Source organism: Hylemonella gracilis ATCC 19624 (genome assembly GCF_000211835.1).
Classification (GTDB): domain Bacteria; phylum Pseudomonadota; class Gammaproteobacteria; order Burkholderiales; family Burkholderiaceae_C; genus Hylemonella; species Hylemonella gracilis.
The window spans coordinates 1-23,134 of sequence record NZ_AEGR01000081.1 but is presented as its reverse complement, the minus strand read 5'-3'; the positions used below and the strand labels follow the sequence as shown (position 1 = coordinate 23,134).

Sequence of the window (23,134 nt, the reverse complement as noted above, 5' to 3'; positions counted from 1 at the left end):
CTGGCGGGGAAGCCGGGGAAGGACTTCGTTTGCGTTTCCCTTCCAATGAAAAAAAGCGTTTCGTTTCAGCGCCCAGCTGTGTTCGCGCTGACCTTGGCCGCCGCGGCTTCCTTGCAGGCCCAGACGGCTGAACTTCCACCCACCGTCGTGACCGCCACGCGCACCGAATCGCGCGCCGACGCGGTGCTCAGCGACATCACCGTCATCACCCGCGATGAGATCGAACAGGGCACGGGCCGCACCGTGGCCGAGCTGCTGGCCCGCGTGGCCGGCGTGCAGATCTCGTCCAATGGCGGCCTGGGCAAGACGTCCAGCGTCTACATCCGCGGCACCGAGAGCCGCCATGTGCTGCTGCTGGTCGACGGTGTGCGCGTGGGTTCGGCCACCACCGGCACCCCCAACTTCGACAGCATTCCACTCGAGAGCATCGAACGCATCGAAGTGCTCAAGGGACCGGCCTCGGCCCTGTATGGCAGCGATGCCGTCGGCGGCGTGATCCAGATCTTCACCCGCCAGGGTCGCGAGGGCTTTTTCCCTTACGCCTCTGCCACGGCGGGCAGTGCCGGGCGGCGCGAGGCCAGCGCGGGCCTGAGTGGTGGCTCCCATGACGTGTCCTACAGCTTGGGCGTGCAAACGCTGCGCGAAGATGGCTTCTCGGCGACCAACTCCAACGTGGGTAGCAGTCATAACAGCGACCGTGATGGCTTTTCTCAACACAGCGTGAATGCCTCCGCAGACTGGCGTTTTGCGCCAGGATGGAAGTTCGACGCACGTTGGCTCCACGCCGACGGCGTCAACAACTACGACAGCGGCAGCGGCAGTTATGACACGCATGCCGATGTCCTGACCCAAGGCTATGCCATGGGTCTGGAAGGGCGGCTGGTGCCGAACTGGAAATCGCGCCTCGCTTATGGCGGCAGCGATGACAACTCCACCAATCACACGGGCAGCCAACCGACCCGCTTCGACACGCATCAAGACCAATGGACCTGGCTCAACGAGATCGGCACACCCCTAGGTGTGCTGTTGCTGGGGCTGGAAACTGTCGAGCAGCGGGTGAGCGGAACCACCGCATACACGGTGGATCACCGCACCACGGACTCCGTGTTCGCCGGTCTCAATGGCGACGCTGGCGCCCATGGCTGGCAACTCAATGTTCGCAGGGACGACAACTCGCAGTTTGGCGAGGCCAACACCGGTTTCGCGGGGTATGGATACAAGCTCACGTCTGAGTGGCGTGCCCATGTCTCCTATGGCACCTCCTTCAAGGCACCGTCGTTCAATCAGCTCTACTACCCCAGCTACGGCAACGTGACCACCCAGCCCGAGGAAGGGCGCAACCGCGAGGCCGGTTTGGCGTACACACCGGGCACGCAGACCTACCAGGCGGTTTACTTCGACAACCGGATCAAGGGGTTCATCACGACGCAGCCCGCGGTCACGAACATTCCTCGGGCACGCATCCAGGGCTGGACGCTGAGCTACAACGGCCAATTCGATGCGCTGGACCTGCGCGCCACGCTGGATCTGCTGGACGCCCGCAACGAGGTCACGGGCAAGCAGTTGCGCCGCCGCGCTGACGAACAACTGAACTTGGGGGCGGACTACCGCACCGGCGCATGGAAGTACGGCGCCACCGTGCTGGCGGCGTCCGAGCGGTATGACGATGAAAAAAACACCGTCGAGCTGCCCGCTTACGCCACGCTCGACCTCCATGTCGACTACGCCCTCCATCCCGACTGGTCCGTGCAAGCCCGCCTGAACAACCTGGCCGACAAGGAGTACCAGACGGCCAATGGTTACAACCAGCCCGGCCGCGCGGGTTACCTGACCCTGCGCTGGGCGCCTCGTTGAAGGCGGGATGTCCCGTTAAGCTCGCCCCATGACCTCCGTCGCACGCTGTCCTGCATTGCTGATCGCTGCCCCGGCCTCGGGCCAGGGCAAGACCACGGTCACGGCGGCCCTGGCGCGCCTGCACACGCGCCAGGGGCGTCGCGTGCGGGTCTTCAAGTGCGGACCGGACTTCCTGGACCCGTTCTGGCATACGATGGCCAGCGGCGCGCCCGTGCACCAGCTCGACCTCTGGATGACGGGCGAGGCCGACTGTCGCGCGCGCTTGCACGCGGCCGCGCAAGAGGCCGACTTGGTCTTGGTCGAGGGCGTGATGGGCCTCTACGACGGCCAGCCCAGCGCGGCCGATCTGGCGAGGCGCTTCGGCCTGCCGGTGCTGGCCGTGATCGACGCCTCGGCCATGGCCGGCACTTTCGGCGCGCTGGCGCATGGCCTGCAGCATTACCAGGACGGCCTGCGTTGGGCGGGCGTGCTGGCCAACCGCGTCGGCAGCGAGCGCCACTCGGGCATGTTGCAGCAGGGCTTGCGTGAGCCTGGGCACTGGCTGGGGGCCCTGTGGCGCAACCCGGCCCTGGTGCTGCCCGAACGCCATTTGGGCCTGGTGGCCGCGACGGAGCTGGAGGACGCCTTGCAACGGCTGGACGCCGCCGCCGATGCGCTGGCCGACACCCCGTTGGGGCGCATGACGCCGCGCGAATGGCAAGAGCGCTGGTCCGTGGACTTTCCCGAGCCAGCCGCCGCGCCGCCTGCGGTGCCTGCGACGCCCTGCTTGCAGGGCCGCACCGTGGCCGTGGCCCGCGATGCCGCCTTTTGTTTTGTGTACGCCGCCAACCTGGATTGCCTGCAAGCCTTGGGCGCGCGCCTGGTGTTCTTCTCGCCGCTGGCCGGCCAGGCTTTGCCCGACTGCGATGCCGTTTGGCTGCCCGGCGGTTATCCCGAGCTGCATGCCGCGCGCTTGGCCGCCAACCACGGCCTGCGCGACAGCCTGCGCGCTCACGTCGCGGCAGACCGGCCCGTGTGGGCCGAATGCGGCGGCATGATGGCCTTGTTCGAGCGACTCACCGACGGGCAGGGCGTCACGCATGCGCTCTGGGGCCTGCTGCCTGGCAGCGTGACCTTGCACAAACGCCTGGCCGCCCTCGGCCCGCAAGGTCTGCGCATCGGCGCCGATGAGTTGCGTGGCCACACCTTCCATTACTCCACCTGCGACACCCCTTTGCCAGCACGCTGGCGCACCCACCCGCCCGGTGCCGCGGCGGGCGTGGTCGGGGAGGGCGAGGCGGTGTACCTGCACGGCAGCATCGCGGCCAGCTACTTCCACGCTTGGTTCCCGTCGGCCCCGGCCTTGGTAGCACGCATATTCGGCGGGCGAGGTGGCCTGTCCGTACTGGGTGCGCAGTCAGGAGCGCTGGCCGCATGAGCAGGTCCTTGCCCTCGCCCTTCGCGCGCAGCGAACTCATCCTCGGCGGCCAGCGCAGCGGCAAGTCGCGCCGGGCCGAGCTGCTGGCGCGTGACTGGCTGGCCGTGTCTGCGGATCATCACGCCGTGCTGATCGCCACGGGGCGCGCGCACGACGAGGAGATGTGCGCGCGCATCGAACGGCACCAGCGGGACCGTGCGCAGCGCGTGCCTGGCCTGCGCACGGTGGAAGAACCCTTGCGACTGAACCAGGCCATCGTGGCGCACAGCCGCGCTGACACCCTGCTCGTGGTGGACTGCCTGACCCTGTGGCTGACCAACCACCTGATGCCCATGGACGGCGTCGCGGGGGAAGCGCCCGTGGACGCGCTGCTGCAGGCGCTGCGCACCGCGCCCGGGCCGGTGGTGCTGGTGGGCAATGAAATCGGCCTGGGCGTGATCCCGCTCGGGCGCGAGGTGCGGCAGTTCGTCGACGCCCTGGGCCGTCTCAACCAGGAGGTGGCCGCCCTGTGCGAGCGCGTGACCTTCATGGCCGCGGGTTTGCCGCTCACGCTGAAGGGAAACGCATGAGATTGCGCCTTGCCTTCGCGCTCGTCGTCCCGCTGCTGATGGCCCAGGCCGGACATGCGCAAACCCAAACCCAAGCGCTGGAAATCACCGACCAGCGCGGCGTCACCGTGCGTTTCTCGCAGAGCCCGCAGCGCATCGTCAGCCTGCTGCCGTCGTTGACCGAAAGCGTGTGCGCCCTGGGCCAGTGCCCGCGCCTGGTCGGCGTGGACCGTTACTCGAACCATCCGCCGAGCATCGCGCGCCTGCCCCGCCTCGGCGGCGGCCTGGACCCGAGCATCGAGGCCGTGGTGGCCCTGCGGCCCGACGTGGTGCTGCTGTCGGTCTCCTCGCGCGCGAGCGAACGCCTGGAGGCTTTGGGCCTCAAGGTGGTGGCGCTTGAGCCCAAGACCCATGCCGATGTGCACCGTGTGCTGCAGGTCCTGGGCGTGCTGCTGGACGTGCCCGCGACCGAGCCCGAGCGGCTTTGGCGCGAGATCCAGGACGGCGTGGACGCCGCCGCGCGCGGCCTGCCGCCCGCCGCGCGGGGCCTGCGTGTGTACTTCGAGGTCAGCCGCGGCCCTTACGGCGCGGGTGAGGTGTCGTTCATTGGCGAGACCCTGGCGCGCCTGGGCGTGAAGAACGTGATCCCGGCGGAGCTGGGGCCCTTCCCGCGCCTCAACCCCGAGTTCGTCGTGCGCGCCGACCCTGACCTCATCATGATTGGCAACCGCAGCATGCAGTCGCGCTCGCCGTATCCGGGCTGGGACCAGATGCGCGCGGTGCGCGGCCAGCGCTTGTGCGTCTACGGCGTGGACGACTCGGACGTGGTCGTGCGGCCCGGCCCGCGCATGGCCGAGGCGGCGCGCATCATGGCGCGCTGCATCGCCGAGAAGCTGGCCTTGCCCGTGCCCTCCGGCCCGTCCTCCACGTCCTCCACGTCCACGTCGCCGGGAGCGCGCCCATGAGACGCAAGGCCTTCCTGCTCGGTCTGGCGCTGCTGCTTCTGTCCCTGGTGCTGATGGTGCTGGGCGCCAGCGTGGGCAGCACGGGCTTCGAGAGCGTGCTGCGCGCCGCGCAGGACCCGGTGGCCGCGCAGATCGTCGGGCAGATTCGCTTGCCCCGCACCCTGGGCGCCTGGCTGGCTGGCGCGCTGCTGGGCTTGGCCGGGGCGGTGGCACAGGGCTTGTTCCGCAACCCGCTGGCCGATCCCTTTCTGCTGGGCAGTGCTTCGGGGGCCTCGCTGGGCGTGGCCTCGGCCATGGCCTTGCTGGGCACCACCTTGGGGGGGACGTCCAGCCTGGCGTGGCTCACGCGCCTGGGTCTCACGGGCGCGGCTTTCGCGGGCGCGGTGCTCGCGGTGCTGCTGACCTTGCAGCTCGCGCGCGGTGTGCAGCACACGCTGCGCCTGCTGCTCGCCGGCGTCATCGTCGGGGTGGTGCTGGGCGCGGCCAAGGACTTGATCACGCTGGCGGCGCCCGACATCGTGCCCGCCATGCTGGGCTTCAACCTCGGCAGCGCGGGCTTCGTGGGCTGGTCGGGCTGCGCGCTGATGGCCAGCCTGGGGCTGCTGTGCGCCCTGGCGGCCTGGGTCTGCGCGCGCGCGCTCGACGGCCTCAGCCTGGGGGAGGCCACGGCGGCCAGCCTGGGCCTGCCGCTGGCGCGCATGCGCCGGGTGCTGGTGGCCGTGCTCGCGCTGGCCACGGGCACGGCGGTGGCCCAGACCGGCTTGATCGCCTTCGTCGGCCTGGCCGCGCCGCACCTGGTGCGCTCCATCGTCAAGACCACGCACGACCGCTTGCTGCTGCTGTCGGCTGGCATGGGCGGCGTGTTGTTGATGGCGGCCGACATCCTGGCGCGCTGGTTGATCGCGCCGCAAGAACTGCCCGTGGGCGTGCTCACCGCGGTGCTGGGCGGCAGCTACTTGCTGTGGCTGATGCACCGGCGCACGCGCAGCGGGGGAGGGCTGGCATGACGCCGAGTGCCCCCCACATTGCATCCCCGGCCGCGTCCCCTTCCGCACCGGTGGCCGTGCCGGCTTTGAGCGCGCGTGGCCTGCGCGTCAGCCTGGGTTCCACCGAGGTGCTGCATGCGGTCGACCTGGACCTGAGCGCGGGCCGGTGGACCAGCATCGTGGGCCCGAATGGCGCGGGCAAGTCCACGCTGCTCAAGGCCCTGGCGGGTTTGCTGCCCCAGGCCCGGGGCGAGGTCCGGCTGATGGGCACGACGCTCAATGACTTGCCGGCCCGTGCCCGCGCGCGCCGCCTGGCGTGGCTGGGCCAGAACGAAAGCGTGACGGATGATCTCCCGGTCCATGACGTGGCCATGCTGGGCCGCCTGCCGCACCAGGCCTGGTTGGCCCCGCCCAGCGCGGCCGACCACGCGGCCGTGGAGCGCGCCTTGCGGTCCACCCAGGCCTGGGACTGGCGCGAACGTCCGCTGGGTCAGCTCTCGGGCGGCGAGCGCCAGCGCGTGCTGTTGGCGCGTGCGCTGGCCGTCGAGGCCGAAGTGCTGCTGATGGACGAACCGCTGGCCAATCTGGACCCGCCGCACCAGGCCGACTGGCTGGTCGTGGTGCGCGCCCTGGTGGCGCGCGGCGGCACCGTGGTCAGCGTGCTGCACGAACTCAGCATGGCCTTGCAGGCCGACGCCCTGGTGGTGATGGCGCAGGGCCGGGTGACTCACCACGGTGCCAGCGGCGACAGTGCCACCCATGCCGCGTTGAGAGACGTCTTCGAACACCGCATTACCCTGCATGCCTTGCAAGGGCAGTGGGTGGCGCTGCCCGTGACACCGCCCGAGCGACCTGGCTGAGCCGGGCTGCGTTTTTTTCCGTCCTTCGTTTTTCCATTTTCACCAAGGAGTCAGACCATGCACATCGAACCCGGACTGGTTGATGCAACCAAGATCTTCCTGAGTTACGCCACGGGCACCGCCGCCGCCCTTTACGCCAGCAAGCTGGCCTGGCAGGCCCTCAAGAAAGACGGCCCGCTGTCCGTGCTCGCGCGCAGCCTGCTGTGCGTGGCCCTCGTGTTCTGCTTCTTCGAGGTGCTGCCCCACCATCCGGTGGGCGTGTCGGAGGTGCACCTGATCCTGGGCACCACCTTGCTGCTGGTCTTCGGCGTGGCACCCGCCGCGCTGGGTCTCGCGGGCGGTCTCGCGATCCAGAGCCTGTTCTTCGCGCAGCAAGACCTGCCGCAGTACGGCATGAACGTCACCACCTTGCTCGTGCCCTTGTTTGTGACCCACGCCCTGGCGCGCCGCATCGTGCCCGAGCACATGGCCTATGTGGACCTGAGTTACCAGCAGGCCTTCAAGCTGTCGGTGGCCTACCAAGGCGGCATCGTGGCCTGGGTGGCGTTCTGGGCGCTGTACGGCCATGGATTCAGCGCGGCCAATCTGGCCCAGATCGGCAGCTTTGGCGCCGCCTACATGACGGTGGTGCTGCTGGAGCCCCTGGTGGACCTGGGCGTGCTGGCCTTGGCCAAGACCGTGCACCGCCTCAAGGGCAGCGCCTGGGTCGAGCAGCGCCTGTTCGCTGCCGCCTGAGGTCGAGGGCCATGGTCCCGCAGATCGGATTGCGTCGCACGGCCTGCTCTTCGCGAGCGGTTCGCGTGAGCGCGGGTTCAAGGCAGGCATGACCGAGCCATTGCCAACGCAGGCCCACGCCGCCGTCCGGGTCAAGGGCTGGTGCCCCGGCGCCTTGCGGCCCATGGCGGCGAGCGACGGGCTGGTGGTGCGCGTGCGCCCGCACGCGGGGCGGCTCAGCGGTGAACAGGCCCAGGGCCTGGCCGCGCTGGCCCTGCGGTATGCGCGGCCTCAGCTTGAATTGACCAACCGGGCCAATCTGCAGCTGCGCGGTGTGCACGCCGCGCAGCACCCGGCGCTGCTGGACGGCTTGCGCGCGCTCGGTGTGCTGGACGCGGACTCGGAGGCCGAAGCCCGGCGCAACGTGCAGGTGCAACCGCTGTGGACCGACGGTGACCCCACGCCCGCATTGGCCCGCGAGCTGTCTGATCGGCTGGTGCGCGGCGATGCGCCGCGGCTGCCCGCCAAGTTCGGCTTCGCGGTGGACACGGGGCCCCATCCCTGCCTGCGTGACGCGCCGGCCGACGTGCGCCTGGAACGCCACGGCGACGCCGTGCTGGTCTGGGCCGACGGCGCCGTCCATGGCCGCGTGGTGCCGCTGGACGAGGCTACCTCCGCCGCGCTGGCGCTGGCGCGTTGGTTTTTGGCGTCGGGCGCCGTGACGCAGGGGCGCGGCCGCATGGCCGATGCGCTGCGCCATCGCGCGCTGCCCGAAGACTGGCGCGTGGTGCCCGTGCCCGACGTCGCCGCAGGCACGCCCGCTCTGGGCCCCCATGCGGCGGGCCAGCTGGTGGGATTCGCCTTTGGCTTGGTGCAGGCCGACACGTTGGCGGCGCTGGGCCGCCGTGGCGCCCTGCGGCTGTCGCCCTGGCGCTGCCTGCTGCTCGAAACGGCGGGACCTGTTCCCGCCTTGCCCGACCTCATCACCGCTCCTGGCGATGCCCGGCTGCGCGTGGCCGCCTGCACGGGCGCCCCTGACTGCGAGCAGGCGGCGCAGGCCCAGGGCTCGCCGCGCGCCCTGGCGCTGGCCCTGGCGCCTTGGGCACCTCTGCTGCCCGAGGGGCTGGGCCTGCATGTCTCCGGCTGCCCCAAGGGCTGCGCCCACCCGAGGGAGGCCACCACCGTGGTCACCACCGCGAACGGGCTGGACCTGATCTGGCGGGGCAAGGCCGACAGCCTGCCTGACCACCGCGGCCTGGACCGCCATGCCCTCATGCAACTGCTCCAACAACAAGAACGTCCCCATGCCGCACCGCTTTGAACGCGATGGCGACGCCATCTACCGGCAGTCGTTCGCCATCATCCGATCCGAGGCCGCGCTCGACCGCTTCACGCCGCTGGAACAACTCGCGGTCGTTCGCATGATCCACGCCGCTGGCCTCGTTGGACTGGAGCAGCACGTGGCCTTCACGCCCGGCGCGGCCGAAACCGTGCGCCTCGCGCTGCGCGACGGCGCGCCCATCTTGTGCGACGCGCGCATGGTCAGCGTGGGCATCACCCGCAAACGGCTGCCGGCGGACAACCCCGTGATTTGCACCTTGCAGGAACCGCAGGTGCCCGAATTGGCCCGTGAGATGGACACAACGCGTAGCGCCGCCGCGGTGGAACTGTGGCGGCCGCACCTGGCTGGGGCCGTGGTGGCCATCGGCAATGCGCCCACGGCGCTGTTCCATCTGCTCAACCTGCTGCAAGAGCCTGCTTGTCCGAGACCAGCCGCCATCATCGGCTGCCCGGTGGGCTTTGTCGGGGCCGCCGAATCCAAGGCCGCGCTGATGGACACCCAGGGTCTGCCCGCCCTGGTGGTGCATGGCCGCCTGGGGGGCTCGGCCATCACGGCCGCCGCCATCAACGCGCTGGCCAGCGAGAAGGAGATCTGATGGGACGCATCATTTGCGCCGGCCTGGGCCCGGGCGATCCCGAGCTGATGAGCGTGCGCGCCGACCGCTTGGTGCGGTCCGCGCGGCATGTGGCCTATTTCCGCAAGCAGGGCCGCCCCGGCCAGGCCCGCAAGATGGTGGACGGTCTATTGGCCCCGGATGTGACCGAATATCCGATGGAGTACCCCGTCACCACGGAGCTGCCTTTTGACAGCGCGGACTACAACGATTGCCTGGCCCGTTTCTACGATGGCTGGGCCGACCGCCTGGCCGAACAGGCTCAGACGCGGGACATCGTGGTCTTGTGCGAGGGTGACCCGTTTTTCTATGGCTCCTTCATGCACCTCTACACCCGCTTGCAGGGGCGGGCGACGGTCGAGGTGGTGCCGGGCGTTCCGGGCATGGTCGGGTGCTGGTGGGCCACCGGCTTGCCCATGACCTGGGGCGACGATGTGCTGACCGTGCTGATGGGCACGCTGCCGGAAGATGACTTGACGCGCCACATGCAGGCGGCCGACGCGATCGCCATCATGAAAACCGGCCGCAACCTGCCGCGCGTGCGCCGGGCCTTGGCGCGCGCGGGCAAGTTGGAGCAGGCGTGGCTGGTGCAGCACGGCACCATGCCGCAGCAGCAGATCAGCCGCTTGGTCGACACCTCGATGGAGGTGTGCCCGTATTTCGCCATCGTGCTCGTGCACGGTCAGGGGCGCAGGCCGGAGGTGGCGCCATGAGCGCGCGCGGACTGCCGCGAATCGGCCACGCGCCTGCCCCGTGGGGGTGGTCGCGCGGGGGGAGGGCCGTCGCGTGACAGGGTGGCTGTGCATCGCCGGTCTGGGGCCGGGCAGCGAGGCGCTGGTGACGCCCGAGGTGCGTGACGCCTTGGCCGAGGCCACCGACGTGCTGGGCTACATCCCTTACGTGGCCCGTGTGGCGCCGCGCGCGGGCCTCACCCTGCACCCCTCGGACAATCGCGAGGAGCTGGACCGCGCGCGTTCGGCGCTGGCGCTCGCCGCCGCCGGGGGCCGGGTGGTGGTGGTGTCGTCCGGCGACCCGGGCGTGTTCGCCATGGCCTCGGCCGTGTTCGAGGTCATGGAAGGCCGCGCCGACTGGCAGTCGCTGGACGTGCGCGTGCTGCCTGGCATCACCGCCATGCTGGCCGCCGCCGCGCGCGCGGGCGCGCCCCTGGGTCACGACTTCTGTGCGCTGAACCTCAGCGACAACCTCAAGCCCTGGGCACTGATCGAAAAGCGCTTGCGCGCCGCCGTGGGCGCCGACATGGCCATGGCCTTCTACAACCCGCGTTCGGCCAGTCGCCCGCAGGGCTTCGAGCAGACCCTGAACGTGCTGCGCGAGACCTGCGAACCCGAGCGCCTGCTGCTGTTCGCGCGCGCCGTCAGCACGCCGCGCGAGCACCTGATTTGCGTGTCCTTGTCCGAGGCGCGGGCCGACATGGCCGACATGGGCACCCTGGTCATCGTCGGCAGTTCGACCACGCGCCGCGTGGGGCGCTTTGTCTACACACCGCGTTCGGTGCCGGGGGCAGGGTCATGAACCGCCGACACCCCCAGCCACCGCAGCACCTGCGCCACCGAGTCCACGACCGGGCGCGGGGCCATGGCTGGGCGAGCCATCAGGATCACCGGACAGCCCAGTTGGCGCGCGGCGTGCAGTTTGGCTTGCGCGCCCTGGCCCCCCGAGTTCTTGGCCACCACATGGGTGATGCCGTGGCGCTTGAGCAGGGCCAGGTCCTGGTCCACGGTGAATGGGCCTCGGTCCAGCACCACCGCGCCGCGTTCCTCGGGCAAGTCAAAGCCCGAGTCCACCAGACGCAGCAAGAACCAGTGCCGGCCCGCATCCAGAAAGGGCTGGACCTGCTGGCGGCCGATGGCCAGGAACACACGCGCCGGCTCGGCGGGCAGGGCGGCCACCGCGGCGGCCAGATCGGGCACCTGATGCCAGCGGTCACCCGGCTGGGCCTGCCAAGCGGGGCGCTCCAGCGCCAGCAGGGGCAGCGCCAGATCGGCGCAGGCCTGCACCGCATGCTGGCTCATCTGGGCAGCGAACGGGTGGGTGGCGTCGATCACGTGGGTGATGGCTTCGCGCCGCAGATAGTCGCTCAGACCGCCCACGCCGCCGAAGCCGCCCACGCGGGTGGGCAGGGGCTGGGCCACAGGAGCCTCGGTGCGGCCCGCATAGGAAAACACTGCGTCCACCTTCGCCAAGGCCAGGGCCTGGGCCAGCAGGCGGGCTTCGGTGGTGCCCCCCAGCAGGAGGACACGTTGTATGGCTGAGGCTTGGCTGTCGATCATCGGCATGGGAGAGCAGGGGCTGGCGGGTCTCGACGATGGTAGCCGCGCCGCGCTGGCCTCGGCCCGCCACGTCTTTGGGGGCGCGCGTCACCTGGCCCTGGCCGGGGTCGCGGCGCGCGGCACCGAATGGGGCGTGCCCTTTGACGTGGCGCCGGTGCTGGCCCTGCGCGGGCAAGCCGTGGCCGTGCTGGCCTCGGGCGATCCCTTCTGGTTTGGCGCGGGTGGCAGCCTGGCGCAGCGCTTGCAGCCCGGCGAATGGGTGGCCCATCCCGCGCCGTCCACCTTTTCGCTCGCCGCCGCGGCGCTGGGCTGGCGGCTGGAAACGCTGGCTTGCCTGGGCTTGCACGCGCTGCCGCTGGCGGCGGCGCGGCCCTGGCTGCGGCGTGGCCAGCGCCTGATTAGCCTGGTGCGCGACGGCGAAGCCCTGCTCGCGCTGGCCGCCTTGGTCAGCGGTCACGGATTCGGCGCGAGCAGCGGCTGGGCGCTGGAGCGCTTGGGCGGACCGCGCGAACGCATCCAGCGCTTGCGCCTGGACGCGCCAGACATCCCGCCCCCGCAAGCACCCGTGGCACTCGCGCTGGACCTGCACGATGGCCCCGCTGGCCTGCCCGCCAGCGGCGGTCTGCCCGACGAATGGTTTGCCCATGATGGGCAGATCACCAAGTCGCCGATGCGCGCGCTGACCCTGCGCGCGCTGGCGCCGCGCCCCGGCGAATGTCTGTGGGACCTGGGGGCCGGCTCGGGCTCCGTTTCCGTGGAATGGTGCCTGGCCGGCGGTGTGTGTCACGCCGTGGAGCGGTCGCCCTCGCGCGTGGCCAATATCCACCGCAACGCCGAGCAACTGGGGGTGCCGCATCGCCTGCGGGTGCATCACGCGGCCTCCATCGATGTATTGGCCACGCTGCCCGCCGCCGACGCGGTGTTCGTGGGCGGCGGCATGGACGCCACCCTGTTCGACGCCCTGCGGGCGCTGCTGCGCCCGGGGTGCCGCCTGGTCGTCAACAGCGTGACCCTGGAGACCGAGACCCTGCTGCTGCAATTGCACGCGCGCCACGGTGGCGAACTGCTGCAGGTGTCGCTGGCCCATGCCGAGTCCTTGGGCAACATGCGTGGCTGGCAGCCGGTGCGCCCGGTGGTGCAGTGGAGTGTTGTGCTGTGACCGTCCGGACCCATGTGACCGAACTGACCGAAGTGACCCACGTGATCGCTGGCATCGGTCTGCGTCAGCAGGCCAGTGTGCAGGCCTTGCGCCAGGTCCTGTCCGTGGCTCTGGCCGAGGCCGGGCAGCAGGTCGGGGCGCCGCTGAGGCTGTGCGCGCTGGCCAGCGCGGCCGACAAATGCGAGCACCCGGCCCTGCTGCAACTGGCCCGCGAATCGGCTTTGCCGCTGCGTGCCGTGGCGCTTGACCAGTTGCCCTTGCAGGCCGCGCGGCCCAGCGCCCATGTGCCCGCGCGTTATGGCGCACGCAGCGTGGCCGAAGCTGCGGCCCTGGCTGCCGCCGGTCCCGCAGCGGTGCTGGCCGGTGGCCGCCACGTCAGCGCCGATGGCAGCGCCACGGCCGCCATCGCCATCGCCGACCCTTCGTCCGAGCCCCCGACCCCATGACCATCCACTTCATCGGTGCCGGACCCGGCGCTCCCGATCTGCTCACCCTGCGTGGCCGCGACCTCATCGCCGCCAGCCCGGTGTGCCTGTACGCCGGGTCGCTCGTGCCCGAAGGCGTGCTCGCCCATTGCCCGCTCGGCGTGCGCATCGTCAACACCGCACCGTTGTCGCTGGAGCAGATCGTGCAAGAGATGCGCCAGGCCCACGCGCGCGGGCAGGACGTGGCCCGACTGCACTCGGGCGACCTGTCGGTCTGGTCGGCCCTGGGCGAGCAGATGCGGGCCCTGCGCGAGGCTGGCATTCCCTACACCGTCACACCCGGTGTGCCCTCGTTCGCCGCGGCCGCCGCCACGCTCGGTGCCGAGCTGACGCTGCCGGGCATGAGCCAGTCGGTGGTGCTCACGCGCACCAGCGGCCGTGCTTCCCCCATGCCCGAAGGGGAGGCCCTGGCGAACTTCGCGCGCACGGGGGCCACGCTGGCGATCCACCTGTCCATTCACGTCTTGCCGCGCGTGGTGAAGGACTTGCTGCCGCACTATGGAGCCGACTGTCCAGTGGCCGTGGTCTGGCGCGCCAGCTGGCCCGACGAGCGGGTGGTGCGCGCGAGCCTGGCGATGATCGAAGCCGCCATCGCGCCAGAGATCGACCGCACCGCGCTGATCCTGGTGGGGCGCAACCTGGGGGCGGTGGATTTCGGCCACAGCCGCCTCTATGCGGCGGACTACGACCGCCGCTACCGCCCGCTGGGCCCGGTGCCGCGTTTCCCCGAGGAGGGCGAATGAAAGTCCACCTCAGCCTGATCGGTATGGGCGCGGGCCACCCCGATCACATCACCCTTCAAGGCGTGGCGGCGCTGCGCCGCGCGCAGCTGGTGCTGGTGCCGCGCAAGGGCGCGGACAAGGCGGACCTGGCCGATCTGCGCCTGAGCCTGTGCCGCGAACTGCTGCCGCCCGGCGCCGCGGTGCTGGCCCCGTTCGACATGCCGGTACGCCAAGGAGGCGAGACGGATTACCTGGGCGCGGTGGACCGCTGGCACGACGCGATTGCCCAGGTCTGGCTGGACACCATCGCGCGTCACCTGCCCGAAGGCGGCGCCGTGGCCTTGCTGGTCTGGGGGGACCCCTCGCTCTACGACAGCACCTTGCGCATCGCCCAGCGCCTGGCCTCGCGCGTGGACCTGTCCGTCACGGTGGTGCCGGGCATCACCGCGCTGCAGGCGCTGACGGCGGCGCACGCCATCCCGCTCAACGAGATCAACGCGCCGGTGCTGATCACCACCGGACGCCAGTTGCGCGCCGATGGCTGGCCCGCCAGCGCCGAAACCGTGGCCGTGCTGCTCGACGGGCAGGGGTCCTTCCAGCACTTGGACCCCGTGGGCCTGCACATCTGGTGGGGCGCCTTCCTGGGCATGCCGCACCAGCTGTGCATCAGCGGTCCGCTGGCCGAGGTGTCCGCTACCATCGTGCGGGAGCGGGAGCAAGCGCGCGCGCGGCACGGCTGGCTCATGGACACCTACCTGCTCAGGCGGGCACGCAACACCGTTGAACACCATGCAGATTGAAACCCCTCCCATCCACCGCGACACCCCCAAGCCCCAGGGCGAACGCCGGGGCCTGGTGCTGGTGCACACCGGCACCGGCAAGGGCAAGAGCACCGCCGCCTTCGGCCTGGCCTTGCGCGCGCATGGCCGCGGCAAGGCCGTCAAGGTCTACCAGTTCATGAAAGTGCCGACGGCCCGCTTTGGCGAACACCGCTTGTTCGAGCAGCTGGGCATCCCCATCGAAGGCCTGGGCGACGGCTTCAGTTGGAAGAGCCGCGATCTGGACCACTCGGCCCAGTTGGCGCAAGAAGGCTGGGCCAAGGCCGAGGCCACGATCCGCGCGGGTGAGCACTTCATGGTGGTGCTCGACGAGATCATGTACCCGCTGCGCTATGGGTGGATTGCGCTGGAGTCCGTTCTTGCCTGCCTGCGCGAGCGGCCGGCGCATGTGCACGTGGTGTTGACGGGGCGCAACGCGCCCGCGGAGGTGGTGGAACTGGCCGACACCGTGACCGAGATGACCCTCATCAAGCACCACTTCAACGCGGGTGTGCCGGCGCAGCGCGGCATCGAGGACTAGGGACATGTTCGCCCCCACGCTGGCCACTGCGTGTGCTGCGCTGCCCCCCACGCGTTTCAGACTGTCCCGCCTGTCCTCGGTGGCGGCCTGGAGCCTGCTGTCGTGCGTGGCCTCGGCCCAGCCGCCGCAGCGCATCGTCACGCTCGCGCCTTCGCTGACCGAGTCCGTCTGCGCTCTGGGGCACTGCGCGCAGCTCGTGGGTGCCGACCGCCATTCGAGCTGGCCCCTCAGCGTGTTGCCGCTGCCCCGGATGGGTGGGCTGGAGGACGCGGACATCGAAGGCATCGTCGCCTTGCGGCCCGACATGGTGCTGCTGGGGCCGCGCAGCCGCGCGGGCGAACGACTTCAGGCCTTGGGCGTGCCCGTGCTGACGCTGGATGGCCGCACCCACGCCGACCTCAAGCGGATGTTGCTCAAGTTGGGCGAGGCCCTGGGCGAGCCGGACCGCGCCGCCGAGCTGGTGGCGCGCATCGACGCCGAGCTGGCCGCGGCCGCCGCGCGCTTGCCCGCCGCGCTGCGCGGGCGTTCCGTCTACGTCGAAGTGGCGCCCGGATCGGCCGCCAGCGACAAGAGCTTCATCGGCGAGACCGTGGCCCGGCTGGGTCTGGTCAATGTGGTGGGGGGCGAGCTGGGATTGTTCCCCCGCATCAACCCCGAGCTGCTGCTGCGCAAGCCGCCGGACCTCATCATCGGCCCGCGCGCCACGCTGGCCCACGCGGCGGACCGCCCAGGCTGGAGCGCCTTGCCCGCCCTGCGCCAGCAGCAGTTGTGCCTGCTGGACGCGGACCGCATGGACCTGCTCTCGCGCCCCGGCCCGCGCTTGGGCGAAGCCGCGCAGATGCTGGTCGATTGCCTCATGGCCTTGCCCCCGCGTGAGTAGCGCGCCGAAATACCTCAACCTTCGCTGACATTTTTTAATTCAAGGACTGTGCGCATGCCATCTCGAAAAATACCCGCCACCATCGTCACCGGCTTCCTCGGCAGCGGCAAGACGACGCTGCTGCGTCACCTGCTGGCCAACGCCCAGGGCCGCCGCATCGCGGTCATCGTCAATGAGTTCGGTGAACTGGGCATCGACGGCGAAATCATGCGCGGCTGCGGCATCGGCTGCGATGAGAACGGTCAGGACAACGGCCAGCTCTACGAGCTGGCCAATGGCTGCCTGTGCTGCACCGTGCAGGAAGAGTTCGCGCCCGTGATGGAGCAGCTGGCCGCGCGCCGCGACCAGATCGACCACCTCGTCATCGAGACCTCGGGCCTGGCCCTGCCCAAGCCCCTGGTGCAGGCCTTCCAGTGGCCCGCCCTGCGCAACACCTTCACGGTGGACGCCGTCGTCACCGTGGTGGACGCGCCCGCCGTCGCCGCGGGCGATTTCGCCGACGACCCCGTGGCCGTGGACGCCCAGCGCCGCGCCGACGAGAACCTGGACCATGACTCGCCCTTGCACGAGCTGTTCGAAGACCAGCTGGCTACCGCCGATCTGGTGGTGGTGCACAAGACCGATGGCCTCGGTGCCGAGGAACTGGCCCGCGTTGAGGCCGCCATCCGCGCCGAAACCCTGCCCGGCGTGAAGCTGGTGCATGCCCAGCACGGCCGTGTCGACATCGACGTGCTGCTGGGTTTGAAGCGCGCGGTGGAAGACCAGATCGACCAGCGCAAGACCCACCACGACGACGAAGAGGACCACGACCACGATGCCTTTGACTCGGTGCAGGTGGCGCTGGACGTCCCCAGCCGCGAACAGCTGCTGGAGGCCTTGCAGGCGCTGGTGGCGCGTCACGAGATCTACCGTGTGAAGGGCTTCGTGGCCTTGCCGAACGCGACCATGCGCCTGGTGGTGCAGGGCGTGGGAACGCGGTTTGACAGCTATTTCGACCGGCCCTGGAGTTTCGGCGAGAACCGTCAGTCACACCTGGTTTTGATTGGTTCGGCGCTGGACGAAGCCTCGCTTCAGGCCGAGCTGGAAGCGGCACTGGCCGCGCCCGTGACCGCGTGAGCGCGCGGTCCCACGCACCCGGATCAATCTCTCATGCATCTGCTCTCCACCCGCCCAGGCGGCCACGTCGACGACGGGGGCCAAGGCGTGGTGCGCGTGGCCCAGACGCCGGGCGACATCGTGGTGCTCAGCGCGGCCGACACCACGCTGGCCTTGCTGGCCGACGCGGCGCGGGCCTTGCCCGCCGATTTTCCGACGGTCCGTCTGGCCAACCTGATGTGGCTGCGCCAGCCCGCGTCGGTGGACCTCTACGTGGACGAGGTGCTGCGGCACGCCCGCGTGGTGGTGATTGACCACCTGGGCGCGGCCAGTGACTGGGCCTATCTGGTGGAGCGCGCGCAGGAACAGGCCCGTGCACGACGCCAATGGCTGGCCCTGTTTTCGGGGGACTTCGGCGAAGACTTGCAATTGCTCTTGCGCAGCACGGCCGCGCACGACGACTGCCGCCACCTCTGGCGCTGCCTGCGCGAAGGCGGGCCCGACCACGCGCGCAGTTTCTACGCCCTGATCGGCCATGCCGTGTTTGGCATCGGGGAGCGGCCCGAGCCACCCGTCTCGCTGCCGCCCGCGCTCGTGGTGCCGCCCCAGGGCGCGGCGGCCGATCTGCCTAGTCACGATGGCGCACCGATGGCGCTGCTGGTGTACTACCGCGCGCATTGGCAATCTGGCAACACGGCGGTGTTCGAGGCCTTGCAGGCCGCGCTGTCCGAGCGCGGGCTCAACAGCCTGGCGGTGGCAGTGGACTCGCTCAAGAACCCGACCAGCCTGTCCTTGCTGCGCGAGCTGGCGCGGCAACACCGCGCGGGCGTGGTGCTCAACGCCACCAGCTTCGCCTTGAGCAGCCTGGATGCGGCGGATGGCGACGGCGTGCTGGATGCGCGCACCCAGGCATTGGCCGGTGACGCGCCGGTATTGCAGCTCATCACCGCGGGCTGCGCCCAAGAGCAATGGCAGGCCGACCCGCACGGCCTGAGCCCGCGCGACCTGGCCATGCAGGTGGTGCTGCCCGAGGTGGACGGCCGCATCGTCACGCGCGCCATCAGCTTCAAGGGCCTGGCCTGGCGTTGCGAGCGCACCGAGGTCGACGTGGCGCGTTACCAGCCTGAGCCCGAGCGCATCGCCTTCGTGGCCGAACTCGCGCGCCGCTGGTGCGTCTTGCGCGACAAGCCGAACGCGGACAAACGCGTGGCCCTCATCCTCGCCAACTATCCCAACGACGACGCGCGCTTGGCCAACGGCGTGGGCCTGGACACCCCGGCCTCCACCGTGGCCCTGCTGCGCGCCATGCAAGGTGCTGGATACGCGACAGGCGACCTGCCCGACAGCGGCGACGCGCTGATCGCCGCCCTGGTCGCGGGCGTGACCAACAACCTCGATGCGAATGACGCCCGACCGGCGGGGCAGAGCCTGTCCCTGGCCGACTACCTGACTGATTTCAACCGCCTTGATGTAGCCAGCCGCGACGCGGTCAACGCGCTCTGGGGCGAACCCGAGCACGACCCCATGGTGCGCAGCGGCCGTTTCATGGTCGCGGGCCTGCGCCTGGGCAACGTGTTCGTGGGCATCCAGCCCGCGCGTGGGCGCGACCTGGACTTGGTCGCCAGCTACCACGACGCCGACCTCGTGCCCACGCACGGCTACCTGGCCTTTTACTTCTGGCTGCGCCGCCAGTTCGCGGTGGACGCCGTGGTGCATGTGGGCAAGCACGGCAACCTGGAGTGGCTGCCCGGCAAGAGCGTGGCCCTGGGCGCGGCCTGCTGGCCTGACGCGATCCTGGGCCCCTTACCGCATCTCTACCCCTTCATCGTCAACGATCCGGGCGAGGGCAGCCAGGCCAAGCGCCGCGCGCAGGCCGTGATCATTGACCACCTGATGCCGGCCCTGACGCGCGCCGAGACCTACGGGCCGCTACAGGCGCTGGAGCGCCAGATGGACGAGTACTACGAGGCCCTGGCGCTGGACCCGCGCCGCGCCCAGCGCCTGCGCAACGACATCCTCGACCACGTGCTGCGCGAGGGGCTGCACACCGAGCTGGGCTTCACCGGAGCCGCCAACAACAGCAACACCAGCAACAGCAACAACGGCACCGATGAAGAGGGCCGCGAAGCGCTGCTGCGGCGCCTGGACGCCTACCTCTGCGAGATCAAGGAGTCGCAGATTCGCGATGGCCTGCACATCCTGGGCAGCTCACCCCAGGGCCGCCAACGCATCGACACGCTGGTGGCCTTGGCGCGCTTCCCCTCGGGCACCGCGCCGGGCCAGCGCAGCCTGCTGGTGGCGCTGGCGCACGACCTGGGCCTGGAGGGCCTGGACGGCTTCCACGTCCTGAACCCCGAATGGGCCACACCCTGGAAGGGACCGCGCCCGGCCGTGCTGCAAGCCGTGAGCAGCGAAGCCTGGCGACATGCCGGCCACACGCGCGAGCGGCTGGAACTGCTCGCGCGTGAGCTGGTGCAGTGCCATGTGCTGGGTGATGCGCAGGCCAGCGCCGATGAACTGCGCCCCTGGCCGCACACCGCCCCCGTGCTGCAGCGCATGCGCGCCGTGCTGCGTTCGCGCCTGGACGCCTGCGGCCCCGAGGAGATCGCGCAATGCCTGGCGGGTCTGGACGGGCGGCACGTGCCCGCCGGGCCCAGTGGCGCGCCCTCGCGCGGACGGCCCGACGTGCTGCCCACGGGGCGCAATTTCTATTCGGTGGACACGCGCGCCGTGCCCACGCCGACCGCCTATGCCATGGGCGCCGCCGCGGCCGAGCGCCTGGTCGAGCGCCATCTGCAAGACCACGGCGTGATGCCAGGGCAAGTGGGCCTCTCGGTCTGGGGCACCAGCACCATGCGCACGGGCGGCGAGGACATCGCCCAGGCCTTTGCCTTGCTGGGCGTGCGGCCCAAATGGGCGGCGGGCAGCAGCCGGGTGGTGGACATCGAGGTGCTGCCCATGGCCGTGCGCAACCGCCCGCGCGTGGACGTGACGCTGCGGGTCTCGGGCTTCTTCCGCGACGCTTTTCCGAACGTGATCGATCTGTTCGACACCGCCGTGCGCGCGGTCGCCGCCATCAGCGAAGACGACGAGCCCGACGACGTGAACCCCATCCGTGTTCGCATCCGGCGCGAGGCCGCGCAGGCGCAGGCCCAGGGCATGGACGCCGAGGCGGCGCAGCGCCAAGCGACCTGGCGGGTCTTCGGCCCGCGTCCCGGCGGGTACGGCGCCGGCTTGCAAGAGCTGATGGCCAGCGGGCGCTGGAACGATGGCGCCGACCTGGCCCAAGCCTATCTGCGCGCGGGGGCCTTTGCCTATGGGCGAGGCCACGGGCCAGACCAGGAAGGCCAAGGCGGCGGCCATGGCGTGCCCGCGCGTGCCAGCTTCGAGCAGCGCCTGAGCGGCCTGGACGCCGTGCTGCACAACCAGGACAACCGCGAGCACGATGTGCTGGACTCGGACGACTACTACCAGTTCCAGGGCGGCATGGCCGTGGCGGTGGCGCAGCTCGCAGGCAAGGCGGCCGCGCTTTACCACGGCGACTTCAGCGTGCCCGGCGCGCCGCGCATCCGCACGCTGGGCGAAGAGGTGGCGCGCGTGGTGCGTTCACGCGCGGTCAACCCCAAGTGGCTGGAAGGCGTGCGCCGCCACGGCTACAAGGGCGCCTTCGAGATGGCCGCCACGGTGGATTACCTGTTCGCCTTCGACGCCACCACCGGCGTGGTCGGTGACCACCAGTACGCCCTCGTGGCCGAGGCCTACCTGCACGACGACACCAACCGCGCCTTCCTGGAACAGCACAACCCCGGCGCCTTGCGCGGCATCGGCGAACGCCTGCTCGAAGCCATGCAGCGCGGCCTGTGGGCCGAGCCCGGTGAGCACCGCGCGCGCATCGAAGACCATTTGCTGGCGCTGGAGCGCCGCCTCGAAGAACACGGAGAAGGACCTTTGCCATGAGCACCCCGCAAGCATCCGCGCACACACCGGGTTCAGCGACCGAGCCCGCCGTGCGCCTGCCTTTCCCCTTCACCGCGCTGATCGGGCAGCCCCGGCTGCAATTGGCCCTGCAACTCGCCGCCATCGACCCCGGCATTGGCGGCGTGCTGATCAGCGGACCGCGCGGCACGGCCAAGTCCACCGCGGCGCGCGCGCTGGCGGCCTTGCTGCCCGGCGCGCCCTTCGTGACGCTGCCGCTGGCGGCCAGCTTGGAGCAGGTGGTGGGCACGCTCAATGTGGAAGACGTGCTGCGCGACGGCCAGCTGCGCCTGGCGCCTGGCCTGGTGGCCCGCGCCCACGGGGGCGTGCTGTACGTGGACGAAGTCAACCTGCTGGCCGATGCCTTGGTGGACGCCCTGCTGGACGTGGCCGCCAGCGGCGTCAACACCGTGGAGCGCGACGGCATCTCGCACCAGCACGCCGCGCGCTTCGTGCTGGTCGGCACCATGAACCCGGAGGAGGGCGACTTGCGTCCCCAACTGCTGGACCGCTTTGGGCTCTCGGTGACATTGGACAACCCGACGGACGCACCACAGCGCGCCGCCATCCTGCGCGCGCGCCTGGACTTCGACGCCGACCCCGCCGCGCTCATCGCCCAGCATGCGGCACGGCAGCAGGCCTTGAGCGCCGCCTTGATCACGGCCCGCGCCGCCTTGCCCCGCCTGGCGTGGCCGGACGAGGTGCTGCGCCATGCCGCGGACCGCGCGCTGCACGCGGGCGTGGACGGCCTGCGCGCCGATCTCGTCATGCTGCGCGCCGCCCGCGCGTTGGCCGCGCTGCAGGCGCGCGACGCGGTGACGGTGGCCGATGTGGACGCGGTGGCCGAATTCGCCTTGGCGCACCGCAGGCTTGATCCGTCCGATCTGGCCGATGCGAACCCTCTGGCGCATCAGGCGCACCAGGCGAATCACGCCCGCGCGGCCGAGCGCAATGCGGCAGGTCCTCAGACACGCGGCCCCGCCACTGCCACTGCTACCACTACCGCTTCCTCCGCGCCTGGTCAGCCGTCGCAGGGCGCAGGCCCCGCCGAGGATCATCTGTCCACTGCAGGCCACTCGGGGGCGCGGTCCAATCCCAATCCCAAGCCGAACGGCGATTGGGGCGCCTTGCCCGCCCAGCCGGCCGGCATGGTCGCGGCGCCGCGCATTGCGGGGTGGCCCGCAAAAAAAGCCTAGGCCACCCCGGCCGCCCAGTCCCAGGCGGGGCGGGCGGCGGGCGGTGGCCTCTTGCCACGATGCGACCTGCACGACCTCGTGTGAGCGAGCACGCCATGAGCACGCGCGCGCCTGGCGCGTCCATCGCCTGGTTGCCGACCTTGCTGGCCAAAGGCCCCGCGCCCCTGCGGCGCCAGCACCTGCGCCATCGCCCCCTGGCCGCGCGCGCCGCGCGGCTGCACTGCATCGTGCTCGACACCTCCGGCTCCATGCACCAGCAGGGCCGCTTGGCCCGGGCCAAGGGGCAGGTGGCCGCGATGCTGGAGCAGGCCGCGCGCCAGGGTGACGACGTGGCCGTGCTGTGTTTTGGTGGCCGGGGCGTGGAGCTGCTGATACCCCCCGGGCCGGTGCGGTCAGCGGCCCGCCATCGCCTGCGTCCCCTGGGCGGGGGCGGAGGCACGCCCTTGGCCCAAGCCCTGTCGGAGGCGGACCGTCTGCTGCAAGCCGCCTCACGCGTCTGCGGCGCTGCTCGCGCCACCTCGGCCACCCGTGCGCGCCATGCGCCCCATGCGGCCCAGGGCAGCGGGCACGCCCAAGCGCCAGCGTTCGACGGCTGGCTCTGGCTGCTCAGCGATGGCCGCACGCTGGAGCAGCCGAGCCCGCCCCGCGCGACGCGGCAAGTGGTCATCGTGGA

Annotated in this window: 21 protein-coding genes and 1 pseudogene; 21 read left to right on the top strand and 1 reads right to left on the bottom strand. The window is 70.7% G+C overall.

All coding sequences use genetic code 11. The annotated features are described in order from the left end of the window. Window positions 1-45: 45 nt before the first annotated feature. From HGR_RS12785 to cobJ, 11 genes are all read left to right on the top strand, one after another. Entirely contained in the window at window positions 46-1,854 is a 1,809-nt protein-coding gene (locus HGR_RS12785) for a TonB-dependent receptor domain-containing protein (RefSeq protein ID WP_006298695.1), read from the top strand. A gap of 28 nt (window positions 1,855-1,882) precedes the next feature. Continuing rightward, on the top strand, window positions 1,883-3,271 hold the full coding sequence (locus tag HGR_RS12780) for a cobyrinate a,c-diamide synthase (RefSeq protein ID WP_006298694.1): 1,389 nt from the start codon (window positions 1,883-1,885) through the stop codon (window positions 3,269-3,271). Further along, window positions 3,268-3,840, top strand: a complete 573-nt coding sequence (cobU, locus tag HGR_RS12775) for a bifunctional adenosylcobinamide kinase/adenosylcobinamide-phosphate guanylyltransferase (RefSeq protein WP_006298693.1) — start codon at window positions 3,268-3,270, stop codon at window positions 3,838-3,840. The genes HGR_RS12780 and cobU overlap by 4 nt, the downstream gene beginning before the upstream one ends. Then, window positions 3,837-4,784, top strand: a complete 948-nt coding sequence (locus tag HGR_RS12770) for an ABC transporter substrate-binding protein (protein WP_006298692.1) — start codon at window positions 3,837-3,839, stop codon at window positions 4,782-4,784. Before cobU ends, HGR_RS12770 begins: the two co-directional genes overlap by 4 nt. Then, window positions 4,781-5,791 (top strand): FecCD family ABC transporter permease, encoded by a 1,011-nt coding sequence (locus tag HGR_RS12765; protein WP_006298691.1) that lies wholly within the window; start codon window positions 4,781-4,783, stop codon window positions 5,789-5,791. The genes HGR_RS12770 and HGR_RS12765 overlap by 4 nt, the downstream gene beginning before the upstream one ends. Then, complete coding sequence (locus HGR_RS12760) at window positions 5,788-6,630, top strand: ABC transporter ATP-binding protein (RefSeq protein WP_050797462.1); 843 nt, start codon at window positions 5,788-5,790, stop codon at window positions 6,628-6,630. The genes HGR_RS12765 and HGR_RS12760 overlap by 4 nt, the downstream gene beginning before the upstream one ends. A 57-nt stretch (window positions 6,631-6,687) precedes the next feature. Then, complete coding sequence (locus tag HGR_RS12755) at window positions 6,688-7,365, top strand: energy-coupling factor ABC transporter permease (RefSeq protein ID WP_006298689.1); 678 nt, start codon at window positions 6,688-6,690, stop codon at window positions 7,363-7,365. Between the two features lie 88 nt (window positions 7,366-7,453). Further along, on the top strand, window positions 7,454-8,665 hold the full coding sequence (locus tag HGR_RS12750) for a precorrin-3B synthase (RefSeq protein ID WP_006298688.1): 1,212 nt from the start codon (window positions 7,454-7,456) through the stop codon (window positions 8,663-8,665). Next, window positions 8,649-9,281, top strand: coding sequence for a precorrin-8X methylmutase (locus HGR_RS12745; RefSeq protein WP_006298687.1), 633 nt, complete (start codon window positions 8,649-8,651; stop codon window positions 9,279-9,281). The genes HGR_RS12750 and HGR_RS12745 overlap by 17 nt, the downstream gene beginning before the upstream one ends. Continuing rightward, entirely contained in the window at window positions 9,281-10,012 is a 732-nt protein-coding gene (gene cobI, locus HGR_RS12740; RefSeq protein ID WP_006298686.1) for a precorrin-2 C(20)-methyltransferase, read from the top strand. Before HGR_RS12745 ends, cobI begins: the two co-directional genes overlap by 1 nt. Before the next feature lie 73 nt (window positions 10,013-10,085). Continuing rightward, window positions 10,086-10,832, top strand: coding sequence for a precorrin-3B C(17)-methyltransferase (cobJ, locus tag HGR_RS12735; protein WP_006298685.1), 747 nt, complete (start codon window positions 10,086-10,088; stop codon window positions 10,830-10,832). On the opposite strand, the gene HGR_RS12730 is transcribed toward cobJ, so the two are convergent. After that, window positions 10,796-11,596 carry a cobalt-precorrin-6A reductase gene (locus tag HGR_RS12730; protein ID WP_006298684.1) on the bottom strand — a complete coding sequence of 267 codons (801 nt, stop codon included), beginning with the start codon at window positions 11,594-11,596 and terminating at the stop codon, window positions 10,796-10,798. The genes cobJ and HGR_RS12730 overlap by 37 nt on opposite strands. Between HGR_RS12730 and cbiT the strand changes: the two genes are divergently transcribed. The 10 genes and pseudogenes from cbiT to HGR_RS12680 form a co-directional block, all read left to right on the top strand. Then, a complete protein-coding gene (gene cbiT / locus HGR_RS12725) occupies window positions 11,565-12,749 on the top strand; it encodes a precorrin-6Y C5,15-methyltransferase (decarboxylating) subunit CbiT (protein ID WP_039853513.1) in 1,185 nt (394 codons plus the stop codon). The genes HGR_RS12730 and cbiT overlap by 32 nt on opposite strands. After that, window positions 12,731-13,099, top strand: a pseudogene (locus tag HGR_RS12720) (cobalamin biosynthesis protein); the annotation flags it as partial. The gene cbiT and the pseudogene HGR_RS12720, both read left to right, overlap by 19 nt. A 92-nt stretch (window positions 13,100-13,191) precedes the next feature. Beyond that, window positions 13,192-13,977: a precorrin-4 C(11)-methyltransferase gene (cobM, locus tag HGR_RS12715; protein ID WP_006298681.1), complete on the top strand. Its 786-nt coding sequence runs from the start codon at window positions 13,192-13,194 to the stop codon at window positions 13,975-13,977. Then, window positions 13,974-14,756 (top strand): precorrin-6A synthase (deacetylating), encoded by a 783-nt coding sequence (cobF, locus tag HGR_RS12710; protein WP_006298680.1) that lies wholly within the window; start codon window positions 13,974-13,976, stop codon window positions 14,754-14,756. Before cobM ends, cobF begins: the two co-directional genes overlap by 4 nt. Then, the gene (gene cobO, locus HGR_RS12705) at window positions 14,746-15,315 is read left to right on the top strand and encodes a cob(I)yrinic acid a,c-diamide adenosyltransferase (protein ID WP_006298679.1); all 570 of its coding nucleotides are present in this window, start codon (window positions 14,746-14,748) and stop codon (window positions 15,313-15,315) included. Before cobF ends, cobO begins: the two co-directional genes overlap by 11 nt. A gap of 4 nt (window positions 15,316-15,319) precedes the next feature. Beyond that, window positions 15,320-16,195, top strand: a complete 876-nt coding sequence (locus HGR_RS12700; protein WP_006298678.1) for an ABC transporter substrate-binding protein — start codon at window positions 15,320-15,322, stop codon at window positions 16,193-16,195. 54 nt (window positions 16,196-16,249) lie between these two features. Beyond that, a complete protein-coding gene (gene cobW / locus HGR_RS12695) occupies window positions 16,250-17,311 on the top strand; it encodes a cobalamin biosynthesis protein CobW (protein ID WP_006298677.1) in 1,062 nt (353 codons plus the stop codon). 33 nt (window positions 17,312-17,344) lie between these two features. After that, the gene (cobN, locus tag HGR_RS12690; protein ID WP_006298676.1) at window positions 17,345-21,247 is read left to right on the top strand and encodes a cobaltochelatase subunit CobN; all 3,903 of its coding nucleotides are present in this window, start codon (window positions 17,345-17,347) and stop codon (window positions 21,245-21,247) included. Further along, window positions 21,244-22,461: an ATP-binding protein gene (locus HGR_RS12685; protein WP_006298675.1), complete on the top strand. Its 1,218-nt coding sequence runs from the start codon at window positions 21,244-21,246 to the stop codon at window positions 22,459-22,461. Before cobN ends, HGR_RS12685 begins: the two co-directional genes overlap by 4 nt. A 95-nt stretch (window positions 22,462-22,556) precedes the next feature. Then, the coding region (locus HGR_RS12680; RefSeq protein WP_039853519.1) for a vWA domain-containing protein at window positions 22,557-23,134 on the top strand (578 nt) is incomplete at its 3' end.